This is a genomic window from Burkholderia sp. CCA53 (genome assembly GCF_001685525.1).
GTDB lineage: Bacteria > Pseudomonadota > Gammaproteobacteria > Burkholderiales > Burkholderiaceae > Burkholderia > Burkholderia multivorans.
Window position 1 is genome coordinate 1,471,341 of record NZ_BDDJ01000002.1, and the last position, 19,245, is coordinate 1,490,585.

A 19,245-nucleotide genomic window follows, 5' to 3' on the forward strand; every position below is an offset into this window, starting at 1 on the left:
GCGAGACGGTGATGCGCGGGGCAGGTCGTCGCGACGACGTCCGCCGCGCGCCTCAGTGCCGCGAGATCGCTGAACTCTGCGATCGCAGGAGGCCCTGCCGACACGCTCAGCCGAGCGCGCGCCCCGCGAACAGGCGCTGCACGTGTTCGGTATGGATCCGGACGTTGTGCTCGGCGAGCGCATCGACCTGCTGCAGGCAGCGGCGCGCGGCTGCGGCGTAGTCGTCGAGCCGTTCGTCGTGCGTCTGCGCGGCGGTGGCGATCGCGCGCGCCGCGTCGAAGATCTCGAAGTCCGGATAGTAGTACCCGACGTCGCGCAGGAACGCCGAGTTGTGCACGAGCGGGTAGTTGCCGTACAGCGCGTCGTAGAGCAGGTAATTGAGGCCGTTTTCCCAATGGTGCGAGACGACGATGTCGGTGTGATGCGCCGCCCACGCGACGAACGGCGCACGCACGTCCGCCGTTGCCTTGCCGTCGCGCACCATCTCGAGCCCGAGCGCGAGATGCTTGAAGGCGACGTTTTCCTTCTTGTCGAACGTGTTCGTCATGTACACGTGCTCGACGAGTTCGGGATGCTCGACATAGCAGGCGTTCGCGGCGAGCATCGGCACGAGCGCGCTCTTCACGACGTTCAGGTTCGGCTCGAAGAACGCGATCCGTTTCGCGCGGCCGTGATTGCGGTAGCCGAAGCGCGCCTTCAGTTCAGGGTCCGAATCGAGGCTGCGCTCGATGAAATACGGCGACCAGATGTGCGGCAGTTCGACCACCGGCGCGCGATAGACGGCCTGGAAGTACGCAGCGCACGTATGCATGTGCTGCGGGTTCGTCCAGATTTCGTCGAACTGCACGCGGTGCGGATTCGGCCGCCAGTTGTTCTTCTCGAAGTTGATCGTTTCGACGGCGATCACATAGTCGTTGCCGAACCGGTAGGACACGCATTTGCCGCCGCGCTGCCGCACCGCCTGCGCGTGCGTCGAATCGATGAACGCGTTCATCTCGATCAGCAGGTCGGTCTGATGGATCACCGAGGAAAGCGGCCGCAGCGCATCGCGGAACGCGTCCATCATCAGCGCCTGCGGATACTCGGCGATACCGTCGTCGTGCGCGAGCCACACCTCGCCGATCAGCGGAGAGCGCTTCAGCAGCATGTACAGATAGACGCAATGCTGGTTCGCGCCGTTATACCAGATCGACTGCGTCGCGTCGCGCTGCACGTTCATCGTAATCGCGACATTGATTTTCATCGGCGGCTCCGGAAGGGTCGGCGCGGCTTACTGCGCGAAAAATGCGTGCGCGCCGCGCGCGACGGCAGCGACGGCACGGCCGACCGGATATCGTTTGCAGGAGAGCATGGGCTTCGGATTCATGTTCGAGTCGGACGGCCGCGGCGCGTCACGCGTCGCGATAAAGCGCGGCGATCGCGTCCGTATACGCGGCCACGTTGTCGGGGTTGTAGATGCTGACCGAGTCGAGCACGTGCTTCGACTGCTCGCGATACGCGTCGAGGTTCGCGTCGTGCTCGGCAAAGGCCTGCAGCAGCGCGCGGCCGCCGGCCTGGCAGTCGAAGTCCGGATAGTAATACCCGGCCTTGCCGAGGAACGGCGAATTATGGATCAGCGGATAGTCGCCGTACAGCAGCTCGTAGTACAGATAGTTCTGCGCGTTTTCCCACGTGTGCGACACGACGGCGTCGCCGTACGCGGCCATGAACTCGTACACCGCGTAGCGGCTCTCGAACGTCGTGATGCCGTGGTTGACGATGTCGAGGCTCTTCGCGAAGTGCACGAAAGTCGCGTGCTCCTTCATGTGCAGCGTGTTGCAGACGCGCACGATGTCGAGGAACGCCGGCTGCGCGCGATACGCTTCTTCGGTGACGAGCATCGGGATGATGCTCGTCTTCACCATGCAGATGTTCGGCTCGAACATCGTCACGCGCCAGCGCGGCCGACCGGGCCGATAGCCGTATGACAGGCCTTGCCCGAGCGTCGCGCGCGCCTTGTCGAACAGCATCGGATGCCAGATGTGCGGAACGATCGTCACGGGCGCACGCAGGCCCGTCTGGTAGTAATGCAGGCACGAGCGCTCGAATTCCGGAATCGTCCATACCGCGTCGTACGGCGCGCCCGAGAACAGGAAGCCCGACGGCTTGTTGAACATCGCGCGCTCGATGTCGATCACGTAGTCGTTGCCGACGCGCATCGTCACGACCTTGCCGCCGCGTTCGCGGAACGCGCGCAGATAATCGGCGCCGAACTGTGCGCTCATTTCGATCAGCACGTCGCAGCGCTGCAGCGCTTCGTCCATCGACAGCAGCGGCACGTCCCATTCGCCGAGCATCATCTGCGGATCGGCGAGCTGCTCGCCGCCGTTCACCATCACGGCTTCGGCGACGAGCGGCGACTGGCGCAGCAGCAGGATCAGCAGCAGGCAGTTCTGGAAGATGCCGTTTTCCCACAGCGACTGGCCGGCGCCGCGTACGTACAGCGACACGCCGACGACGAGACGTTTGCCGTCGCCGGATGCGTGGCGGGCAGTGGAGTCCGACATGTGCATGCTCCGGTTCAGGCGACCAGACGCGCGAGGAACGCGTCGAGGTTCGCGGGGTTGTCGATCGAGACCGCGCGCAGCAGCCGGTCGGCCTTGGCGCGATAGTCGTCGAGCCGTTCGTCGTGATGCAGCCACGCATCGAGCAGCACGCGCCCGCCCGTGGCGGAATCGAAGTCCGGATAGTAGTAGCCGGCGTCGCCGAGCAGCGGCGAGTTGTGGAGCAGCGGGTAGCCGCCGTACAGCACGTCGTAGTACAGGTAGTTCTGCGCGTTTTCCCAGTGGTGGGACACGACGGCGTCCGCATGGCGCGCCATGAAGCCCGGTAGATCGAGGCGCGGCTCGAACGTCGCCTTGTGCTGACGCACGAGATCGAGGCTGTTCGCGAAGTGCACGAAGGTCGGATGTTCCTTCATGTGCATCGAGTTGACGACGAACAGGTGCTGCACCGTATCGGGGCGCGCGCGATAAAGTTCGTCGCACACGAGCATCGGATAGTGGCAGGTCTTCACGACCGAGATGTTCGGCTCGAGCGTCGCGAGCCGCCACGGGCGGCGGCCCGGCCGATAGCCGAACGTCGCGCCTTCGGCCGCGAGCGCGGCGATGCGGCGATCGAGAAAATACGGCGACCACAGATGCGGAATCGTATAGACGGGCGCGCGCGTCAGCGTGCGCAGCAGCGGCACGTCGATCTTTTGCGACTTCTCGAGCACCCAGACTTCGTCGAATTGCGTGCCGTTGAAGATGTGACCCGACGGCTTGTCGAAGATCGGCGTTTCGGCCAGACCGCTGTACGTATGGCCGACATAGCAGGCGACGAGCTTCGCGCCGAGCGCCTTCACATGTCTGAGCCATTCGACCGGCAGCTGCGCGCCCATTTCGATCACGACGTCGATGTCGTGCGTGACGTCGGCCGGATTCACGAGCGGCACGTCGAGGCCGTCGAGATCGAGTCCGGCCGGCAGTGCCTTCGCGTCGCCGCCGTTCAGGAAATAGACCGGGCCCACGCGGTCCGAGCGCTTGAGCATCATCGCGAGGAATGCGATGTTCTGATGGATGCCGTTTTCCCAGATCGCCTGGCCGTCGCGCGCGAACAGCGAGATGCCGACCGCCGGCCGTTGCTTGCGGGCGCGGCCCGAAGCGGTTTCATTGATGTCCGTCACCAGCTTTTTTCCTCTACGGCGGCGCGCGTTCGGCCGCGGCGCCGAGCGCGCCGCACGAACACGGCGCGCCGTGGATCGTCATGGTTGCGTACGCGCGAGCGGGGCAGCCGACGTGCCGCGCATGGCGCGGCGGCGTGCGCCGACGGGCCCCGCTCGGCGGCTGCGGCGATTGTGGCACGGAAGTCGCCGGTTTGTGGAGTGGGGCGGCCGTTCGCGACGGTGTCGTCGGTCCATGCGCCGCCGTCGCGCCGGCCGCCGGCCGCGGCGCGTCAGCGCTGCAGCGAGATTTCCACGCGGCGGTTGGTCGCGCGGCCTTCGGCCGTCGCGTTCGTCGCGATCGGATCGGCGCTGCCGCGCCCCGTCACCGTCAGCGTGCGCGCATTCAGCCCGCGCTGCTGCAGATAGGCGGCGACGGCTTCCGCCCGCCGCTTCGACAGCGCGAGATTCGATGCGTCGCTGCCGACCGAATCCGTATAGCCGGTGACGCTGACTTGCGTGTACGAGCGGTCGCCGTACGCGTTCAGCAGCTTGTCGAGCGACGCGCGGGCGGCCGGCGTCAGCGTCGCGAGGCCGCTTGCGAACAGCGCGTCGCCGGCGAGGCTCACATGTTCGACCGCGGCGGGCGCGGGCTCGGCGGCCGGGGCGGCGTCGGCCGGCGGGGCGCCGCACTGGAACACCAGCGTGGCCGGATCGCTGCCGTCGCGCAGCGCGCGCATCGTGTCGACGGCGCGCACGGGTTGTTCGCCGCAGATCTTCCGCGCGGCCTTCATGCAGGTTTGCGGGCCGGACAGCAGACCGTGGCAGTCCACCTGGAACGTCCGCACGCCATCGCGCGGCTGCAGTTCGGAGGCGCTGAAGGTCGGGCCCGATGCCGTCGAGCAGGCGGCGAGCGCCGCGCTCGACAGTGCGAGCGCAAGAGCGAGTTTGTTCACGGTTTCGTCCTCGAATCCTGAATGGACACAAGCGCGCCGCTGATCGTGCCGCGCGCATCGTGCAGCCGGCCGCCGCGACGCGGCCGGCCTCGCAGGCCGACCGCGCGGGCGGCGCGGCGCGTTACTTCCACTGGTACAGCATGCCTGCGCCGATCACCTTCTGGTTGCCGCTGAAGCCGCCGTTGATCGACGCCTTCAGGTTCTCGCTGATGCGCGCCTGCATGTTCACGGCCATCGCCTTCTGGCCGAGGAACGTCGATGCGCCGATCCCCATCCCGAAGTTGGCGTCGCGGTCGAGCTGCGGGATCGACGCCATCGCGCCGACAGCCGCGATACCCTGCTTCGCCATCTGGTCCGTTTGCTGCAGCTGCGAGCCGAGCGAGTTGATTTGCGCCTGCTGGCCCGACAACGCCGTCGACAGCGTCGACTGCACGGCCGTCAACTGGTTCACGTTCACCGCGTCGGTGCCTTGCGTGCCCGGCGCGACGTTCGTGATCTGGCGCTGCTGCGTGTCGCTGCCGACCGACACGACGTTCGAGCGGCCGCCGTCCGTCGAATTCGCGCCGATCGCGACCGAGTTCGAGCCGGCCGCGACGACCGGACGATCGTTGCCCGTTCCGTTCATGTCGGCGGTAACGCCGTTGGTGGTGAGCGAGCGCGTCGTGTTGTTGTTCAGCGTCGTCGAGAGCTGTGTCAGCTGGTTGTTGATGTTCGTCACGCCCGTCGACAGCGACGCGACCGTGCTGTTCGTCGAGCTGAGGCCGGTCGACAGCGAGCCGATGCCGGTCGACGTCGACGTGGACAGCGACGTGAGGTTGCTGTTCGTCGCGCTGAGGCCGGTCGACAGCGAGCCGATCGCCGTCGAGGTCGACGTGGACAGCGATGCGACGGTGCTGTTCGTCGAGCTCAGGCCCGTCGACAGCGAACCGATGCCGGTCGACAGCGACGAGATGTTCGATGCGGTCGACGTCGACAGGCTGTTGACCGCCTGGTTCGTCGCGTTGAGCTGGCTGCCGTTGATCGCGTCGGTGCTGTCGGCCGAGATCCGGCCGGCGGCGACGTTCGTGATCTGGCGTTCCGCGCCCGGCGCGCCGACGCTCACGACGCTCGTCGGCGCGCTGCCGGCGAACAGGTACGTGACGCCGCCGATCGTGGCGCTCGACGTCGGGTTCGCGTTTGCCGTGACCGAGTTGGTGCCGAGTGCGACGTCGTTGACGTTCTTCGCGACCGCGTTCGTACCGAAGGCGAGCGAGCCTGCGCCGGCAGCCGTCGACGTGTTGCCGATCGCGAGCGAGCCGTCGCCGGTCGCCGTGTTGGCGTTGCCGAGTGCGACGGCGCCGCTGCCGGTCGCCGCGTTGTTTGCGCCGAGCGCGACCGCGCCGTCGCCGCTCGCGGCGTTCGCCGAGCCGATCGATACGGCCTTGCCGCCGGTCGCCGTGGCGCCGTGGCCGATCGCGACTGCGTCGTCGGACGATGCGGTCGCGCCGTCGCCGACCGCGACGCTGCTCGCGCCCGTCGCAGCGGCGTTCGTGCCGGCTGCGAGTGCGTTGATGCCGGTTGCGCCGTCGTTGTTGTAGTTGCCCTGCTGCGTGCCGTTGTCGTTGACGCTGTAGTAGTGCGTCTTGGCTGCCTGGATGGCGGTCGACGTCGACGTGGAGAGGGACGTGATCGAGTCGTTCGCGGTGCTCAGGCCGGTGGACAGCGAGCCGATGCCCGACGAGGTCGACGTGGACAGCGACGTGAGCGTGCTGTCGGTCGAGCTCAGGCCGGTGGACAGCGAGCCGATCGAGCTGGTGGCGGACGAGAGGCCGGACGAGGTCGAGGTCGACAGCGAAGCGAGCGAGCTATCGGTCGAGCTGAGGCCGGTCGACAGCGAAGCGACCGAGCTGTTGGTCGAGCTGAGGCCGGTCGACAGGGAGCCGATCGAGCTGTTGGCCGAGGAGAGGCCGGTCGACAGCGAGCCGATCGAGCTGGTGGCCGATGAGAGGCCGGTCGAGGTCGAGGTCGACAAGGACGTGATCGAGCTGTTTGCCGACGAGAGACCAGTCGACGTTGAGGTCGACAGCGAAGCGACCGAGCTGTCGGTGGAGCTGAGGCCGGTCGACAGAGAACCGATCGAGCTGTTAGCGGACGAGAGGCCGGTCGAAGTCGAGGTCGAAAGCGAAGCGACCGAGCTGTCGGTCGAGCTGAGGCCTGTCGACAGAGAGCCGATCGAGCTGTTCGCGGACGAGAGGCCGGTCGAAGTCGAGGTCGAAAGCGACGCGACCGAGCTATCGGTCGAGCTGAGGCCCGTCGACAGAGAGCCGATTGAGCTGTTCGCCGACGAGAGACCGGTCGACGTTGAGGTCGACAGCGAAGCGACGGAGCTGTCGGTCGAGCTGAGGCCCGTCGACAGAGAGCCGATCGAGCTGTTCGCGGACGAGAGACCGGTCGAGGTCGAGGTCGATAGCGAAGCGACCGAGCTGTCGGTCGAGCTGAGGCCGGTCGACAGAGAGCCGATTGAGCTGTTCGCCGACGAGAGACCGGTCGAAGTCGAAGTCGACAGAGACGTGATCGAGCTATTCGCCGACGAGAGGCCAGTCGACGTCGAAGTCGACAGCGAAGCGACCGAGCTATCGGTCGAACTGAGGCCGGTCGACAAAGATCCGATCGAGCTGTTGGCCGATGACAGGCCCGTCGAGGTCGAAGTCGAGAGCGACGTGATCGAACTATTGGCCGACGAGAGCCCCGTCGAAGTCGAAGTCGAGAGCGAAGCGACCGAGCTATCGGTCGAGCTGAGGCCGGTCGACAGAGAACCGATCGAGCTGTTTGCCGACGAGAGACCAGTCGAAGTCGAAGTCGAAAGCGACGCGACCGAGCTATCGGTCGAGCTGAGGCCGGTCGACAGAGAGCCGATCGAGCTGTTCGCGGACGAGAGACCGGTCGAAGTCGAGGTCGAAAGCGACGCGACCGAGCTATCGGTCGAACTGAGGCCCGTCGACAGAGAGCCGATCGAGCTGTTAGCGGACGAGAGGCCGGTCGAAGTCGAGGTCGAAAGCGAAGCGACCGAGCTGTCGGTCGAGCTGAGGCCGGTCGACAGAGAGCCGATTGAGCTGTTCGCCGACGAGAGACCAGTCGAGGTCGAGGTCGAAAGCGACGCGACCGAGCTATCGGTCGAGCTGAGGCCTGTCGACAGAGAACCGATCGAACTGTTAGCCGATGACAGACCGGTCGAGGTCGATGTCGACAGGGACGTGATTGAGCTGTTAGCGGACGACAGACCCGTCGAAGTCGAAGTCGAGAGCGACGCGACCGAGCTATCGGTCGAGCTGAGGCCGGTCGACAGAGAGCCGATCGAACTGTTAGCCGACGAGAGGCCAGTCGAGGTCGAGGTCGAAAGCGAAGCGACCGAGCTATCGGTCGAGCTGAGGCCGGTCGACAAAGATCCGATCGAGCTGTTGGCCGATGACAGACCCGTCGAAGTCGAAGTCGAGAGCGACGTGATCGAGCTGTTGGCCGACGACAGACCCGTCGAGGTCGAAGTCGAGAGCGAAGTGATCGAACTGTTGGCCGACGACAGACCGGTCGAAGTCGACGTCGAGAGCGAGGCGATGGAGCTGTTAGCCGAGGACAGACCCGTCGACGTCGAAGTCGAAAGCGAAGCGACCGAGCTATTGGTCGACGACAATCCCGTCGACAGCGACGAAATGGCGCTGCTCGACGACGACACCGTGGTCGACAGCGAGTCGACGGCCGAGTTGGTCGCGAAGAGTTGCGAGCCGTTGATCGCATCGGTGCTGTCGGCGGTGATGCGGCCGGCCGCGACGTTGGTCACCTGACGCTCGGCGCCCTTGTCGCCGACGCTGACGACGCTGGTCGGGTTGCCGCCTGCGAACGTGTGGGTGACGCCGCCGACGCTGCCTGTCGGCGTCGGGTTCGGCGCCGCCGTCACGGAGCCGCTGCCGAGCGCGACGTCGCCGACGTTGTTCGCGACCGCGTTCCGACCGATCGCGACCGTGCCGTTGGCTTTCGCGTTTGCGCTATCGCCGACCGCGACGCTGCTCGCACCGGCGGCGCTCGCCGCGACGCCCGCGGCCAGCGCGTTGACGCCCGTTGCCCCGTCGTTGGCGTAGTTCGCCTTTTGCGTACCGCCGTCGTTGACGCTGTAGTAGTGCGTTTTCGCCGCTTCGATTGCGGTCGACGTGGAGGTCGACAGCGACGCGATGCCGGTCGAGGTCGACGTGGACAGCGACGTGACGGAGCTGTTCGTCGAGCTGAGGCCCGTCGACAGCGAGCCAATCGAGCTGTTCGCCGACGAGATGCCGGTCGAAGCGGAGCTGGACAGCGACGTGACCGAGCTATTGGTGGAGCTAAGGCCCGTCGACAGCGACCCGATCGAGCTGTTCGCCGACGAGATACCGGTCGAAGCGGAAGTCGACAGCGAAGAGATGCTGCTCGACGTTGCAGTCGAGAGCGATCCGATGGAGCTATTAGCCGACGAGATACCCGTCGAAGCGGAAGTCGACAGCGAAGAGATGCTGCTCGATGTTGCAGTCGACAACGAGCCGATCGAACTATTCGCCGACGAGATGCCGGTCGAAGCCGAGGTGGACAGCGACGTAACAGAGCTGTTGGTCGAGCTCAGGCCCGTGGACAGCGATCCGATCGAGCTATTCGCCGAAGAGATGCCGGTCGAAGCCGAAGTCGACAGCGACGTAACCGAGCTATTGGTGGAGCTAAGGCCCGTCGACAGCGATCCGATCGAGCTGTTCGCCGACGAGATACCCGTCGAAGCGGAAGTCGACAGCGAAGAGATGCTGCTCGACGTTGCAGTCGACAACGACCCGATCGAACTGTTCGCCGACGAAATCCCGGTCGAAGCCGAGCTGGACAGCGACGTAACCGAGCTATTGGTCGAGCTAAGGCCAGTCGACAGCGACGTAACAGAGCTATTGGTCGAGCTCAGCCCCGTCGACAACGACTTGATCGAGCTATTTGCGGACGAGATACCCGTCGAAGCCGAGGTCGACAGCGAAGAGATGCTGCTCGACGTCGCCGTCGACAGCGACCCGATCGAGCTATTCGCCGACGAAATCCCGGTCGAAGCGGAAGTCGACAGCGAAGAGATGCTCGACGTCGTCGTGCTCGCCACGGCATAGAGCTGGCTGCCGTTGATCGCATCCGTGCTGGTCGAGCTGACGAGCCCCGCGGCGACGTTCTGCACGCGGCGCTCCGCGTTCGGCTGGCCGACGCTGACGACGCCGCCTGCCGCGCCCGCCCCCGCATAGTTGCCGAAGGTCTGGCCGCCGATCGTCGTGTTGCTGACCGACGTGGTGCCGCCGGACGTCGACGTCAGCGCACTGCTCGTCACCGAGCTGCTGCCGAGCGCGACCGAATTCGCGACGTTCGCGGTCGACCCGACGCCGAGCGCGATCGCGTTCGTCACCGACGCCGTCGCGTTTTGTGCGAACGCGACGGAACCCGCGCCCGACGCAGTCGAGTTCGAACCGAACGCGGTCGCGTACGAGTTCGACGCGACCGCTGCCGCACCGACGGCCACCGCGCCCGCGCTGCCGCTCGCCGTCGCGCCGTTGCCGAGTGCGAGCGCGTCTGCGCCGGTCGCCTGCGTATTGGCCGCGAAGCTGCCGACATTGCCGAGCGCAATCGCGCCCGTGCCGTTCGCCGTCGCGGCGTTGCCGATCGCGACCGAGCCGTTCGTGCCCGTCGCATTCGCGGCGCTGCCGATGGCCACCGAGCTGTTCGACGCGGTGTTGCTGTTGCCCATCGCGACGGAGCCCGTACCGCTCGCCGAGTTCGCGTTGCCGAGCGCCACCGCGCCTTGGCCGTTGGACGTGTTGTTCGCGCCGATCGCGAGCGCACCGGTGCCGGTCGCGCTGTTCGGGTCGCCGATCGCCACTGCGCCGTCGCCGGCAGCCGTCTGACCGCGGCCGATCGCGACTGCGCCGCCGCTTGCCGTACCGCTGTTCGCCGTCGTGCCGGTCGAGCCGATCGCGACGTTGCGGCCGGTTGCGCCCGACACGACACCGTCGCCTTGCGCGATGCCGTATGCGCCGGTGACGGTTGCGCCGCGGCCGACCGCGATGCCCGACGTGGCCGCCGACGCAACCGACGACTGCCCGCCGATCGCGATGCCGTCCGACGCGGCCGCTTGCGCGCCCTTCGTCGCGTTGCTGCCGATCGCGACCGCGCCGGCGCCCGACGCGATCGTCGAGTTCGCGTACGACAGCGGCGTCGTGCCGTTGCCGGCCGCACCGCCGATCGCCACCGAGTTCAGCGCGTTCGCCGTTGCGCCGAAGCCGAGTGCGGTCGAACCGGCGCCGCTCGCGGTCGATTCGAGGCCGGCCGCCGTGCCCCACAGCGCGGCCGACGACAGGAAGCCCGTCGCGGTGCCGCCGGTGCCGGTGATCTGCGCAAACGCGCCGTAGGCGGTGGCCGCAAGGTTGTTGTTGCCGCTCGCGTTACAGCCGGCGACGGTCGAATACGTGCCCGAGCCGTCGGACGCATACGCGTTCGTGTTGCCGGTGGTCGTGCGGCCGACGGTGCCGTTGCCGCCGCTCGACGTACACGACGAGACGGTGAACTGCGAGCCGTTCGTCGTGCCGGGCACGAACGTGTTGGCGCTTGCCAGGGCAGGCAGCGCCGCCAGCACGACGGCGGCGGCGATCGCGACGGCGGACTTGTTCGGCTTTCCGCGCGCGGCGTCGAGTTCGGATGCCGCGACCCAGGCGCCGAGCGCCTCGTTCCAGATCGAGCGGTATGTGCGGTTCATGTCCTGCTACCTCCAAATAAGCACGCAACACACTTGGCTCTTTTCGGTCGTCGAATCTGCCGTGCGCTCGCGCCAATCTCAAAATGACGAGCGGAGTTTATGGGAGGTGCATTTTCGAGATTGCAAAGGAGTGAAAAATTCGCTCGGTCGAAAGTTAAAAGATCGTCAATGGATGAAGTTCAGGCACTTCTGATCGTAATGCCTATGAAACATCGTGAAAGGCGGAGAGAAAGATTGACGGGAGACCTGGGGTTGATGTGAAAGTTGCGTAAAATCAATCAGGTAGAGATGCGTCCAGCCAAGCCATTGGTTATCTTTCTTACCATCATGAAAGGAAAATGAAACCGCAAACGTTTGCGGGGTGGGCGAACCTTTCTTGTATGTAATGTTATTGCGTAAATCTTTTTGATAATCGCGGATGTTGAATTTCGTGATTTGCGATGTGCTTGTCTTAATCGTTTTGATGACGTCATTTTTATAATAATTTAAATCTCAAAAGCCGATTAAAGTAACGATCGACTATGCCGAAATACGCATGTGGCGACCGTCGGCGGCCCGTCCGGCGGGCGCTTGCGGCCGATACGTGCGTCGTGCCGGCTTCACAAAGATGTAAAAAAATGCAACTGACCGCGCTGCGAACATCTCGTCGAATTTGGCGAATTTCTCCCAATTGGAAGATTTCGGCAGGTCGCGCCGGAAAATCGCCCGAACACGCGATGCCCGCCCGCCGCAGCCGGCACGCAGAAGCGACGCAAATGGGGCTTGGACGACGAGCAGAGGCGCTGCAGCAACGAGGCCGCAGCGCAATCGTCGGACGAATGCGCGCCCACGGAGCGGCGCGATGACGAACGGGAGGATGGTCGCCGCGGAGCCCAAAGGTTCGGGATGCGTGGCGCACATGGAGCGGGCGCCGCCGATTCCGGCGGGGCCGCGCGTAGAGGCTTACTTCCGCAGGAAACGCAGCGCGAAGCGCGCCAGGCGCGGCACGAACATCGGTCGCAGCAGGCGCGTGTCGTAGCCCGCCATCCGGCGGTCGTTCTCGGTCAGGCAGAGTTCCAGCAGTTCGCGCGGGTTCAGCGCATCGCCGACGGCGGCCGTGCCGGTCGCCGGGAAGTTCGCGTCATGCGCGACGCCGTCCGCGTCGATACCGCGCGCGATGCCGATCCGCTCCCAGATCAGGAACGCCCACACGGCCGCGACGCGCGCGAAGAACCATGGGCGGCGCCACCACGGCATGTTGCGCCAGTACCACGCGAACCAGTTCACGAAGAACAGGATGTGACGGCCTTCTTCCTGGATCACCGGCTCGAAGGTCTCGACGAGTTCGGGCGGGAAGTAGCCGGAGCGCTGCGCGGAACGGAACAGGCCGAACGCGAAGAAGCTGTCGATGCATTCGCTGAAGCCCGTGACCATCCACGACCATTCGGGATCGTTCGGCGCCGGATACGGCGGCTCGGGTGCGAGCTTGATCCCGTATGCCTCGACGAGCTTCGACAGCACGACCTTGTGGCGCGCTTCCTCGCCGCCGTCCATCTCGAGCGCCTGGCGCAGCAGCGGATCGTCGACCGTCGCCGCGAACGTCGCGACGCGGATCGACGCGCGGCCTTCGGTCTGGACCGCGATGTCCCAGATCGGCAGCGACGTGAGCCGTTCGAGCTCGTCCGGCTTCAGCGGCGGCCAGTCGATCACGGCCGGCTTGTACGGGTTGTGCGTGTCGAGCAGCATGCGGCAGAACATCTGCTTGTGCGCGTCGGAACCGATCTTGACGGGACCGTGCCTCTCGAAGGTCCAGTTGCGCATTGCGTGATCTGCTGCTGCGTGCTCTTCCTGCAGCGTGTCAGTCATGGCTGTTGTTATGCGATTACGGAACGAAAGATTCTCACATAGGTTCCGGTTTCGCGTATTTTTCGTACGGCCATGACGCGCGTCGCTTGACGAATGTCACGCGTGCGTGTCGACCCATAGCCGTCCCCAGCGGGACGCATAGGCGAGCGCGTGCTCTTCCTCGAAGAAGAAATCGATCGCGTCGAACGAAACGGCGTGCGATGACGGGCCGCCGCTTGCCTTCTCGATCGTCAGGTTGGCGGCGAACAGCCCGTTCGGCAGCCGGGCGGCGGCGGGGGCCACTTCGTAGCCCTTGTAGCGGATCGTGCGGTTCATGGGCCTGTGCAAAGAAGGTTCGGGCTGTCAGCGTACGAAAATCGGTCGCGTGCGTGAACCAATCTTTCGGCCAATGCTAATCATGCGCCGCGCGCGATCGTTATCGCTGCACGGCATCGGACGACCGCATCCGCGCGTGCAACGCGCGCGGCGCGCGTCCGAAAACGCGCCGCCCGCGCGCGGCGAACGTCGGCCGGGCGCGGGCGGCGCAGAGAACGGGCGATTACTGATTCGCGATCTTCAGCACCGGCGCGAGCGCGTCGACCGATGCCGCATGCGTGGCGGCGCGATGCGAAGCGAACGCCAGCGCGAATTCGGCCGCTTGCGCGCCGACGGTTTCGAGCTGGGCGACCACTTTCGGGTCCGAGCAGCTGTCCGCGCTGTCGAAGCGCGTCTCGAGCGTGTTCACGGTTGCGCCGAACGGCGTCGGCCAGCCGCGCAGCGCATGGACGATCGAGCGTAGCGACGTGAGCACGGTGCCGGCCGCCTGCCAGCCGTACGCCGTGACGATCAGGCCGACCGCGCGTCCGTCGAGGTAGGGCCGCGCGTCGCCGCGCAGTTCCTCGAGCGTGTCGAGCGCGTTTTTCACGAGACCGGATACGCCGCCGTGATAGCCGGGCGTCGCGATGATGATCGCGTCGGCCTCGCGCACGGCGTCGATCAGTTCGCGCTGCGCGTCGGTCAGCGTGTTCTGTTCGGGCGCGTAGTGGGGCAGCGTATGCAGGAACGGGCCGTCGAACAGGCGCGTACGCGCGCCGGCCGCCTGCGCGCCGCGCAGCGCGAACGACAGCGCGCGCTCGGTCGACGACGCGGCGCGGGTGGTCCCGCCGATGCCGACGACGAACGGCCGGCGATGTTGATCGAATGCAGTCAAGGGGCGCTCCTCTCGGGAATGGCTTGCCCGGCTAAGCACAGGCTTAAAACTGCATGGTAACGACCGCGTCGCCACTGTGAAAACGACTTTTCGTTCTATCGATATGCCGACGCGGCGTGTGCAGTGCGGCGCAGAACGATAGCAGAAATGCTTGGTTGGGCCGGCGCGGCGCCGTCGATATGATGAAACCGTCTCCTCCATGATGTCTCGACTGACATGGGTTGGCCCCGCCGCGCGGATGCAGGCGGGGCTTTTTTTCGTCCGTCGCGCTAGTTGCCGCCGTCGCGAATATCGCTGCTGTCGCGGCTGTCGTCGCCGGTGCCGGTGCCGGTGCCGCGCGCGAGACGCCATGCGATCGCGCCGAGCATCGCAACCGCGACCGCCAGCGCACCCCATAGCACGTAGCGGCGTGTCGCGTCGGTATCGATATCGACCGGTGCCGGCGGCGGTTCGGCCACCGGCAGCGCCGCGCCGACGCGCGCGGGCCGGACTTCCGGTGCGAGCCCGACCAGCAGCGCGTCGCGCGTCGCGGCGGTCGACGCGAGCGACGCATTGCCGACGCCGAGCGTAAACGGCGGCGCGCCGCGCGCGACGAACGTCAGTACCGCAGGATGCCAGCCGACCGCAATCGTCGGTTGCCCGCCGCCGAGCCCGCCGTTGCGCATGTCGACGACGAGCCGCCATGCGCGATCGGTGTTCGCGGCGAACGTCAGCGGCGGATTGCGCTGCTCGCCGCCGTTGCGCTGCAGCCGGAACAGCACGGCAGTCGCGACGTCGCGCCAGGGTGCCTGCGGCGTCGCGCGGCTTTGCAGCGTGGCGCGCGCGACGGTGTTCGGCTGCGGCAGATCGATGCGCACGCGGTCGATCGGATACGCGCCGTCGGTATCGAAGCGGTACGCGCCGCGCACGTCGTCGGCCTGCACGCGCACCGCGTTGCGCCATTGGCGCGGCACCGCCGCGGCATCCGTCGCGGACGGATCGGACGGGCGCGTTTCGACGTCGATCGACGCGATCTCCGGCGCGCCGTCGAGCCAGTTGAGCCGCAGATAGCGCGGCCGCGCGCCGTCGAGCGCGATGCGCTCCTGCACGAGGAGATCCGCGCCAGTGCCGACCTTCAGCAGTTGCGTCTCGCCGAGCGGACGCCATGTGCGCAGATCGTCGCTCGCATCGACGGCGACGCGCCCCTGATAGCTGTCGTCGCGCAGATGCACGAGCAACGCATCGGGCTCGCCGTCCGCATGCGACAGATCGACCAGATCGCCCCCGCGCTTCGCGGGCGCCGGGGCCGCGAGGGCCGCGCGCAGCGCGCCGTCGGGGCCGACCGACACGCCGAGCGGCGCGTTGTCGCGCGCCGTGCGCGAGGGCGGCAGCGCGAACCAGTGCACCGGCGCCCGCGACGGCGGCGCGGCCGGCGCCGCGGCCGCGCGTGCGTCGAGCGCGTACGGGACGGGCTCGTCCGCGCCGTTGAACACGCGCACGTCGCCGAGATCGTCACGCCGGCTCGCCGCATAGACGGCCTGCGGCACGGTGAGCTGGTAGTACGCGGCGCTGCCGTCGAGGTCGAGCGCAAACCGTTGTGCGACGCGTTCGGCGGGCGTCGCGGCGTCGGCCGTCGCGAACGACGTCGACAGACTCAGCGCAAGCAGGGCGGCGAACGGTTTCATCGCGTGTCTTCCCGATGGGCCGCGGCCTTCGGCGGCAGCGGCGAGAAATAGCCGATCAACAGCAGCAGCACGCCGATGCCGATGAACGACACGATGCGTTCGATGCCGGTCACGTGCGACAGATCGAACACGAACAGTTTGACGACCGTCAGCGCGAGCAGCGCCGCGCCGACGAACCAGAGCGCGCGCCGTCCGCGGCGCGTCGCCCAGATCATCGTCGCGAGCGCGCAGAGCGTCCAGTACACGGAGACCGAGGCCTGCACGCGCATCGACTCGACCATCGGGCCGGGCGCGTAGCGCACGCCGGTCCAGTGATGCAGCGTGCGCAGCAGCAGCGCGTTGAACCACAGGAATACGGTCGCCCCGATCGCATAGTCGACTGCGCGTGAGCGCCACGCGATGCCGAGCGCCGTCAGCCGGCGCAGCCATACGGCGACCGCCGCAAACGCGACGCCTTGCGCGACGTCGAGCGGATTGAGCAGCGGCAGCCAGAACAGCGGCGCGGCGTCGCCGTCGCTCGTCACGCTCGCGATGCTCCAGAGCCACAGCAGCGCGGCGAGCGGCGCGGCGCCGCCGATCTGATAGGCGTGCGCAAAAGCGGCAACCGGCCAGCGCAGCCGCGCGCCGGGCCCGGCGACGAGCAGCAGCAGCGCACCGAAGCCGTATGCCCACGCGCTCCAGCTCCATGCGCCTTCGGGCACGAACGCGCGCAGGCGCCAGAACCCTTCCAGCGCGCATAGTCCGCACAGCGTCCAGAACATCAGCGTATGCAGCGGCGCGATCGCAAACGTCTGCGCGCGCACGATGCGATCGGGCGCCGAGGCGGTGGCCGGATCGCCGTTCACCGTGCTGCGCGACTGGCGCCACAGCAGCACGTAGCATGCGATCGCGGCGATCGGCCACGCGAGTGCGCCGATCCCGGACAGCGGCGCTTCATACAGTGCGTACGCGTACACCGCGAGCAACGCGAGGGCCGGCGCGAGCGCGAGTGCGGGCCATTCGGCGATCGGCCATGCGAGCCGGCGGCGGAGAATATGCGCGAGCGATGCCGTGCCGGCCGCGAACAGCACGAACGCGTCGACGACGAAGCGATCGCGATGCGGATCGATGCGGCGCGCGGCGTACGCGAGGATTTCATGCACGCCGCCGCCGATCCACCACAGCAGTCCCCACGCGGCCGCCGCGATGCCGATCGCCGGCATCCACGCGTGCCACGCACGCGCATCGTCGCGGCCGTGCAGCCACCAGCCGGTGAACACGCCGGCGAGCGCGATCAGCAGCATGGCGACATACACGCTGTTCAGCACGGGCAACGCGGCGGCATCGTCGCGGACGAGCAGGCCCACGAACAGCGCGCCGGCTGCCGCGAGCTGCATCAGCAGGCCGAAGCCGAACCGCACGATGCGCTTCTCGCGTACCGCGAGCCAGACGAGCGCCGCACCTTCGAGCGCCCAGGCGGAACTCGTCGTCGGGCCGGAGAACGCGAGCGGCACCGCGAGCGTCGCGAAGATCACGGCGAGCGCGAGCATCGATCCGAACAGCAGCGCGAGCCGTGCGCGCCGCGGCGCGAGCCATGCGGCAACCGCGACGTAGAACGCCGACAACGCGACGGCGCTCCACGCGAGCGCGAACGGAACGTCCGCGACGAGCGCCGCCTGCAGCGCGGTCGTGACGAGCGGTGTGCCGAACACGAGCGTGCCGTCCACGTAGTGCCGCAGCGCAAGTTCGCGCCGCACCGCATACAGCAACGCGATGCCGACATACATGAGGAAGAACAGCACGAGAAACGGCTCGGTGCTGGCGAACAGCGCGGGGCGGTACGACATCGCGCCCCATAGCGAGCCGATCGTGAACGTGAACACGAAGCCGAGCAGGTTCAGCGGACGCCACGCCTTGAACCATGCGATCGCGAAGATGCCGGCATTCAGCAGCGCGTAGTAGCCGAACAGCGCGACATGGTTGCCGTGCCCGGTCGACAGCAGCACGGGCGCGAGAAAGCCGCCCGCGCTGCCCATCGTCGCGAGCGACATGGCGTTCTGCCGGATCGCGAGGAACGCGCTCAGCGCGCAGATCGCGACCATCAGCGCAAAGGCGGCGCCGACGGGCAGCAGCTCGTAGCGCTTCGTCGCGGCGAACACGGTGAGATACAGCAGGCCGACGCCGCCGCCCTGCAGCACGAGCCCGTAAGCGGCGCGACGTGCGCGCAGCCGCCAGCCGAGCGCGAGCAGCACGGTCGCGGCGAGCGCGGTGCCGGCGAGGCGGAATTCGATCGGCAGCAGATCGTTGTCGGCCGCGTACTTCAGCAGGAACGCGACGCCGAAGAACAGCACGACGATCCCGACGCGCACGACCGTATTGCCGCCGAACAGCCACTCGCGCGCGGCCCGGAGCGCGCGGGCGGCGAGGCCCGGTTCGCGAGGCGTCGGCGTGGCGCCGGTGCGATCGGGCGGCGTTGCGGCACTCCCGGTAGCCGGGGCAGAGGCAGGAGCGGGTGCGTGCGCAACGGTTTGCGCGCGGGTGCTTTGCACGGCGGCGGTGACCGGCGTCGCGGCGATGGCCGGCGACGGCGAGACCGGTGCGACGTCGTCCGCTTCGGAAGGCGATGCAGCGGACGACCCGGCCGGCGCCGCATCTTCGTAGCTCTCCAATGGCGCGCCCGTCTTCGCACCGGCAAGTTGCGCGCGCAACGACGTGAGCTCCCGCGTGAGCGTATCGACGGTCGCTTCGAGGCGCGCGACGCGCTCGGCGAGCGTCGCGGCAGGCGGTTGCGCGTCGTGCGCGCCGAAGTGCTCCGGCGCAGCGGCGGCGCGATCGTCGCGACCGCGTCGTTTCAGCAGGTGACCCAGATAGAAGCCGGCGGCCGCGCCGAGCAGCGCGCCCGTTTCGAGCGACACGTTCTCGATCAGGGCGGCGATGCCGCCCACGATGAAGCCGATTGCGGCAAAGGCCCAGTTCATCGCCTAGTTCCCTCTCTCATATCGTTATCGTCCTTCGATCGCTACGCGTGCGGATCGAGGCGGTATGCTGCAGCCGGCAGGCGAACCGGCATGCGGTGTCGTGTGTGCGCGATCGTTGTGTCGCGGCGATCGCGCCGTCATGGCGGGCTGCGGGTTTGCCCGGAATGTATCACAGCGGCCGCC

Annotated in this window: 10 protein-coding genes; all 10 read right to left on the minus strand. The window is 67.2% G+C overall.

Annotated features, from left to right (window positions below):
• Window positions 1-106: 106 nt before the first annotated feature.
• Window positions 107-1,243, minus strand: a complete 1,137-nt coding sequence (locus tag BCR55_RS22845) for a DUF2827 family protein (RefSeq protein ID WP_060043764.1) — start codon at window positions 1,241-1,243, stop codon at window positions 107-109.
• 148 nt (window positions 1,244-1,391) lie between these two features.
• Window positions 1,392-2,546 carry a DUF2827 domain-containing protein gene (locus tag BCR55_RS22850; protein WP_065496731.1) on the minus strand — a complete coding sequence of 385 codons (1,155 nt, stop codon included), beginning with the start codon at window positions 2,544-2,546 and terminating at the stop codon, window positions 1,392-1,394.
• Between the two features lie 14 nt (window positions 2,547-2,560).
• The gene (locus BCR55_RS22855; RefSeq protein WP_006396278.1) at window positions 2,561-3,706 is read right to left on the minus strand and encodes a DUF2827 domain-containing protein; all 1,146 of its coding nucleotides are present in this window, start codon (window positions 3,704-3,706) and stop codon (window positions 2,561-2,563) included.
• 269 nt (window positions 3,707-3,975) lie between these two features.
• The gene (locus BCR55_RS22860) at window positions 3,976-4,638 is read right to left on the minus strand and encodes an OmpA family protein (protein WP_045593467.1); all 663 of its coding nucleotides are present in this window, start codon (window positions 4,636-4,638) and stop codon (window positions 3,976-3,978) included.
• A gap of 121 nt (window positions 4,639-4,759) precedes the next feature.
• Window positions 4,760-11,407: an ESPR-type extended signal peptide-containing protein gene (locus BCR55_RS32710; protein WP_065496733.1), complete on the minus strand. Its 6,648-nt coding sequence runs from the start codon at window positions 11,405-11,407 to the stop codon at window positions 4,760-4,762.
• 942 nt (window positions 11,408-12,349) lie between these two features.
• Complete coding sequence (locus tag BCR55_RS22870) at window positions 12,350-13,252, minus strand: aminomethyltransferase (RefSeq protein ID WP_065496037.1); 903 nt, start codon at window positions 13,250-13,252, stop codon at window positions 12,350-12,352.
• Between the two features lie 96 nt (window positions 13,253-13,348).
• Window positions 13,349-13,567, minus strand: coding sequence for a hypothetical protein (locus BCR55_RS22875; protein WP_006396283.1), 219 nt, complete (start codon window positions 13,565-13,567; stop codon window positions 13,349-13,351).
• Between the two features lie 223 nt (window positions 13,568-13,790).
• Entirely contained in the window at window positions 13,791-14,441 is a 651-nt protein-coding gene (locus tag BCR55_RS22880; RefSeq protein WP_006411298.1) for an NADPH-dependent FMN reductase, read from the minus strand.
• A 269-nt stretch (window positions 14,442-14,710) separates the two neighbouring features.
• On the minus strand, window positions 14,711-16,105 hold the full coding sequence (locus tag BCR55_RS22885) for a DUF3999 domain-containing protein (protein WP_006405967.1): 1,395 nt from the start codon (window positions 16,103-16,105) through the stop codon (window positions 14,711-14,713).
• Window positions 16,102-19,062, minus strand: a complete 2,961-nt coding sequence (locus BCR55_RS22890) for a DUF2339 domain-containing protein (RefSeq protein ID WP_065496039.1) — start codon at window positions 19,060-19,062, stop codon at window positions 16,102-16,104. The genes BCR55_RS22885 and BCR55_RS22890 overlap by 4 nt, the downstream gene beginning before the upstream one ends.
• Window positions 19,063-19,245: the final 183 nt, after the last annotated feature.

What these genes read in the sequence shown, in the direction of transcription:
- BCR55_RS22845 (WP_060043764.1), bottom strand. Translation starts at nt 1,243, where the DNA reads ATGAAAATCAATGTCGCGATTACGATGAACGTGCAGCGCGACGCGACG.
- BCR55_RS22850 (WP_065496731.1), bottom strand. Translation starts at nt 2,546, where the DNA reads ATGTCGGACTCCACTGCCCGCCACGCATCCGGCGACGGCAAACGTCTC.
- BCR55_RS22885 (WP_006405967.1), bottom strand. Translation starts at nt 16,105, where the DNA reads ATGAAACCGTTCGCCGCCCTGCTTGCGCTGAGTCTGTCGACGTCGTTC.
- BCR55_RS22890 (WP_065496039.1), bottom strand. Translation starts at nt 19,062, where the DNA reads ATGAACTGGGCCTTTGCCGCAATCGGCTTCATCGTGGGCGGCATCGCC.
- BCR55_RS22875 (WP_006396283.1), bottom strand. Translation starts at nt 13,567, where the DNA reads ATGAACCGCACGATCCGCTACAAGGGCTACGAAGTGGCCCCCGCCGCC.
- BCR55_RS32710 (WP_065496733.1), bottom strand. Translation starts at nt 11,407, where the DNA reads ATGAACCGCACATACCGCTCGATCTGGAACGAGGCGCTCGGCGCCTGG.
- BCR55_RS22870 (WP_065496037.1), bottom strand. Translation starts at nt 13,252, where the DNA reads ATGACTGACACGCTGCAGGAAGAGCACGCAGCAGCAGATCACGCAATG.